The sequence below is a fragment of the Motilibacter deserti genome, assembly GCF_011250635.1.
Lineage (GTDB): Bacteria > Actinomycetota > Actinomycetes > Motilibacterales > Motilibacteraceae > Motilibacter_A > Motilibacter_A deserti.
This window is the reverse complement of record NZ_JAANNP010000267.1, coordinates 1-709: the sequence shown is the minus strand read 5'-3', so window position 1 is coordinate 709 and position 709 is coordinate 1. Positions and strand designations below refer to the sequence as shown.

The window sequence follows — 709 nt, the reverse complement described above, 5'->3', positions numbered from 1 at the left end:
CGCTCGTCGGGGAGGAGGTCGCCCGCTACGCCGCCGTCGCCGTGGCCAACGCGACGTCCTTCGCGAACGCACGCGCAGAGGCCGAGCAGATGGCGCAGGCCATGGCCTCGCGCGCGGTCATCGAGCAGGCGAAAGGCGTCATCATGGCGACCCGCCACGTGACGGCCGACGAGGCGTTCACGATGCTGATCGAGGCCTCCCAGCGGGCCAACCGCAAGCTGCGCGACATCGCCCTCGACATCACCCGGAGCGCCACGCGCCAGCGGTAGTGCAGGCTGCTGCCCGTGGCAACCCTGCGCGAAGCACTCCCCACCGACATCACCGTCCTCAGCGAGCTCGCCGCCCGGTTCTACGCCGAGGAAGGCTTCGGCACGCCGCCGGAGCAGCTGCGGCGCAACGCCGAGGTGCTCGTCTCCGACCCGTCGGTCCGCGTCGTGCTGGCGGTCGACGACACGGGCCGGCCGGTCGGCTTCGCGATGACCTGGCTGCTCTTCGGCCTCGAGCAGGGCCGGTACGTCGAGATCGGCGACCTCTACCTCTCGCCCGACGCGCGGGGGACCGGCTCCGGCCGGGCGCTCGTCGAGGACGCGCTCGCGTGGGGCGCTGACAACGGCGCGGGCTCGGCGTACCTCCACGTCGACGACGAGGGAGCCCGCCGGCACGGCCTGCCGGCGTTCTACTCCCACCTGGGGTTCACGGACGCGGGCCG

General features: G+C 73.2%; 2 protein-coding genes. Both read left to right on the top strand.

Annotation, left to right across the window (positions count from 1 at the left end):
* On the top strand, nt 1–269 hold a 269-nt coding region (locus G9H71_RS22980; RefSeq protein ID WP_166285045.1), incomplete at its 5' end, for an ANTAR domain-containing protein.
* 15 nt (nt 270–284) lie between these two features.
* Nucleotides 285–709: GNAT family N-acetyltransferase (locus G9H71_RS22975; RefSeq protein WP_166285044.1), on the top strand; the 425-nt coding region annotated here is incomplete at its 3' end.